The 4,372-nt window shown below is 65.8% G+C and carries 3 protein-coding genes; 1 reads left to right on the plus strand and 2 read right to left on the minus strand.

Annotated elements, in window-relative coordinates; genetic code table 11:
• Both AC0L23_RS39665 and AC0L23_RS39670 read right to left on the minus strand, forming a co-directional pair.
• On the minus strand, positions 1–569 hold a 569-nt coding region (locus tag AC0L23_RS39665; protein WP_473358394.1), incomplete at its 3' end, for an alpha/beta fold hydrolase.
• Between the two features lie 36 nt (positions 570–605).
• A complete protein-coding gene (locus AC0L23_RS39670; protein WP_085357217.1) occupies positions 606–1,025 on the minus strand; it encodes an organic hydroperoxide resistance protein in 420 nt (139 codons plus the stop codon).
• 197 nt (positions 1,026–1,222) lie between these two features.
• On the opposite strand from AC0L23_RS39670, the gene AC0L23_RS39675 reads away from it, so the two are divergent.
• The gene (locus AC0L23_RS39675) at positions 1,223–4,063 is read left to right on the plus strand and encodes an ATP-binding protein (RefSeq protein WP_085357215.1); all 2,841 of its coding nucleotides are present in this window, start codon (positions 1,223–1,225) and stop codon (positions 4,061–4,063) included.
• The last annotated feature ends 309 nt before the right edge of the window (positions 4,064–4,372 follow it).

Genomic DNA, 4,372 nt, shown 5'->3' on the forward strand with positions numbered 1-4,372 from the left:
GCCGACGGCGGCAGCGGCGCGTTGCCCGCGGCCTGGCTGGAGATCAGATAGCCGCTGACCGAGACCAGCGCGCGGCAGCGCTCCGGCCAGAGCGCGGCGATGATGTCGGCGGTGCGCGCGCCCCAGTCGAATCCGGCGACCACCGCCTTCTTGATGTCGAGCTTGTCCATCAGTGCGATGATGTCGACGGCCATTGCCGCGGGCTCGCCGTTGCGCGGCGTTTCGGCGGAGAGGAAGTGGGTCGTGCCGTAGCCGCGCAGATAAGGGATGATGACGCGATAGCCGGCCTTTGCCAGGATCGGGGCGACGTCGACGAAGGCGTGAATGTCGTAGGGCCAGCCGTGCAGCAGGATCGCGACGGGACCATTCGCAGGGCCCGCCTCAGCGTAGCCGACGTTGAGGACGCCGGCATCGATCTGCTTGATCGCGCCGAACGACGCATTCGTCGCGGTCGAGCGCAGCGCTTCCGATTCGGCGCGGGCGAGGCCGATCACGCCGAGGCCAGCGGCGACAGTTCCGGCGGCGATGCCGAAAAACTGGCGCCGGTGCTGATCGATGATCTGTTTCATGATGCTGCTACCTTTCTGATAGTTGGAGGTGGTGCGTCAGATCAGTGCGACCGTGACGTCGATGTTGCCGCGGACGGCCTTGGAATAGGGACAGGTCTGATGCGCCTCATCGACGAGGCCGCGCGCGATCTCGCGATCGAGGCCGGGCAGGCTGACATCGAGGCGTGCCCTGAGCGAATAGGCGCCCTCGTCGAGCACGAGGTCGATCTCCGCATCGATCGCACATTTCCTGGGGAGCTCGATCTTCCGCTTGCGGGCCGCGATTTCCATCGCGCCTTCGAAGCAGGCCGACCAGCCGGCCGCGAACAATTGCTCGGGATTGGTACCGATGCCGTTGCTGCCCGGCGGCGACAGCTTGACATCCAGACGGCCGTCGGAACTGCGCGATATCCCGTCCTGCCGCCCGCCACTGGTGCGGGTCCGGGCCGTGTAGAGCAATTTTGCCGCTTGGGTCATGAATGTCTCCTTGCCGTCGCGCAACTCACTAGCAGCGGCTGCCGCGACACACCCGTTGGGACTTGTGAGAAGTTGTGAGGTCTCGGTTCGCGCGCCTCACAGGACCTGCATCCGCGGTCCGATCGCGGCGTGGGACGGCCTTGCCGGATTGCGATCATCTGGCTATCCGGTCCGTTCCAAAGGATCAGGACTTCGCCATGACCGAGCCGGCCGGCACCGCAACGGGAACCCTCTCGTTTGGGCCATTCACTGTGACGCCGCATGAAAGACTCGTCATGCGCGACGGCGTCGCGCTGCCGCTCGGTGCAAAGGCCTTCGACACGCTGCTCGCACTGATGTCGCGGCCGAACCAGGTCGTCAGCAAGTATGATCTGATGGCGCTGGTGTGGCCCGGCATGACGGTCGAGGACGCCAATCTGCGCTTTCACGTCGCGGCGCTTCGCAAGGCCCTTGGCGACGGCAAGGACGGTGCCCGCTACATCACCACGCTCTCCGGCCGCGGCTATTGCTTCGTGGCGCCGATCTCGCAGGTAAATATCCCGGCAGATCGGCGCACCGTAGCGCGAACGGAATTGCCGCCCGTCAAACTGCCGAACCGGCTGCAACGGATGGTCGGGCGCGACGAAGCGGTCGCCGCCGTCTCCGACAGGCTCATCCGTTCGCGCTTCGTCACGATCGTCGGCCCGGGCGGTGTCGGCAAGACCGCCGTTGCCGTTGCCATCGCTCACGATCTGCTCGCGACATTCTCCGACGCCGCACATTTCGTCGATCTTGCCGCGCTGAGCGATCCCGATCTCGTGATCACCTCGATCCTGCTGATGCTGGGCTTGCCGGCGCAAACCGACGATCCCCTGCCTGCGCTGCTCGCGCATCTCCGGGACAAGCGGACGCTGCTGATCCTCGACAATTGCGAACACGTCATCGCAGCCGCGGCCCCGCTGGCCGCCGAGATCTTCCACGCCGCACCGAATATCTACATTCTGGCGACGAGCCGCGAAGCCCTGCGGGTCGAGGGCGAGCAGGTGTATCGGCTGGCGCCGCTTGCCGTTCCGCCCGACCATCCCGGTCTGACGGCGGCCGCGGCGCAGACTTATCCCGCACTTCAACTCTTCCTCGAACGTGCCACGGCCGGTGGCGCGCAGATCGCGCTCGACGATGCCAATGCAGCGATCGTCGCCGGGATCTGCCGCAAGCTGGACGGCATGGCGCTGGCAATCGAACTCGCCGCCGGCCGGGTCGAAGCCTACGGCCTGGAGCAGACCGCGGCACTGCTCGACGAGCGCCTCAATCTGCTCTGGCAGGGCCAGCGCACGGCGCCGCCGCGACAGAAGACGTTGCAGGCGACGCTGGCATGGAGCTACGGGCTCTTGTCCGATATCGAACGTCTCGTGCTGCGCAGGCTCGCGGTTTTCGCCGGTCACTTCACTATCGACGCCGCACTCGAGATCGTGCCGGACGAACGCGTCGACCGCTCCCGCCTGTTCGATGCCATCGACGGCCTGGTGGCCAAGTCGATGGTCGCGGCGCGGCCGATTGGCGCCATGATGCGTTACCGTCTGCTCGACACGACGCGCGCCTATCTGCTCGAGATCGAACCTGATGACGCGGCGCTCGCCGCCCGCCACGCGACCTATTACCGGCAATGGCTGGAGCAGGCCGGCACGACATGGGCCACGGTGCCGAGCGCCGACGAGCGCGCGATCCACTTCTCCGCGCTTCACAACGTGCGCGCGGCGCTGGACTGGTGTTTTGGCACGGACGGCGATGCCAGCATCGGCATTGCACTGGCCGCAGCTGCAGCGCCAATTTTTCTCGCGATGTCGTTGCTGGTCGAGTGCCGGCGCTGGTCTGAACGGGCGCTGCTTGCGCTCGATCCTTCCTCGCGCGGCGGCGCCGAGGAAATGCACATCCAGGCCGCGCTCGGACTGACCTTGATGTTCACGCGCGGCGGCAGCGAAGCGGCGCGTGCCGCGTTGAGCCGAAGCCTTGCGATCGCCGAGGCGCGCGGCGACGCGCCGAACCAGCTCCAGCTGCTCGGGCGCATGCATATCTTCCACGAGCGGATGGGACAGTTCGACGCCGCGCTCGGCTATGCGCAGCAAAGCCTCACGGTCGCCGGGACACTCGGCGATGCCGCCTCCCTCGCCCTCGCCCATTCGCTCCTCGGTGTCTCCTTGCATCTTGCCGGCGAGCATCGCGACGCGTTGACGATGCTGGAGACCGCCTGGCATAAGCCGGGCACGGAACGGATCAGCACCGTCTATGGCTTCGATCACCGCAACCGGGCCGGCATCTCGCTCGCGCGCGAGTTTTGGTTGCAGGGCCGCCCCGCGGATGCGATGCAACTGGCCCGGCAGACGGTCGTCGAGGCCGCCCAGATGGACCATCCGATCACGCTCTGCATTGCGTTGATCTGGGCGGTCTCGATCGATCTCTGGAGCGGAGACCTCGATGCCGCGGAAGAGAACATCGACCGCTTCATCGCCCATGCCGAATCGCGCTCCATGGGGCCCTATCTTGCGGTCGGCCGCGGCGTCAAAGGCGAGCTGGCGATCCAGCGCGGCAATGCCGCCGAAGGCGTCGAGACGATCGGGACGTGTCTGCGTGAGCTCCACGATGCCGGTTACGAGTTGCTCACCACGACGTTCAACATCGCGCTTGTTCAGGGCTTGATGACGCTTGGGCAGATCGAGCGGAGCGCGCGCCTGCTCGACGACGCGATCCGCCTCGTCGAGCAAAGCGGCGATCATCTGTACATGCCCGAGCTGCTGCGCATGAAGGGCAGGGTTCTCTTGGCCAGAGCCCAGCCCGAGGCCGATCAAGCGGAAGCCCATTTCGTGCAATCACTGGCATTGAGTCGTCGCAAAGGTGCCAAGGCCTGGGAGCTGCGGGCCGCGATCGATCTCGCCGGTCTCCTTGTCGAACGCGGCCGGCGCGAGGAAGCGAAGCGGTGGCTTCAATTGGCGTATGAAGGCTTCGCCCAGGGCTCGGAAACAGCGGATATCAAGGCTGCCGAGAAGTTGTTGCAAACATTGTGACGCGGACTCTGGTGCGGAGTGAGGCGCGCACTCTCTCAAAGCGTCATTGCGAGCGCAGCGAAGCAATCCAGAATCTCTCCGCGGTAGGACGCTGGAACGCTTCGCTACGCTCGCAATGACGGAGCAAAGGGCAGCATCGCCATCCTCCAATTCAGGTTCAACTTGCAGACATGCCTTCGCGTCCTCGCGGCGCGTTTCGCCCGAGCTTTGCCTGGTCATTCCACCCTCAAAGCCAAGAGGGCGCAGGGAAGGCCGGGTGCCGGCTGGCACCCGCGGTCCGCTGCGCGAAAATGTAGCGCAAGGAAACCG

The organism is Bradyrhizobium sp. MI1.4 (assembly GCF_055811315.1).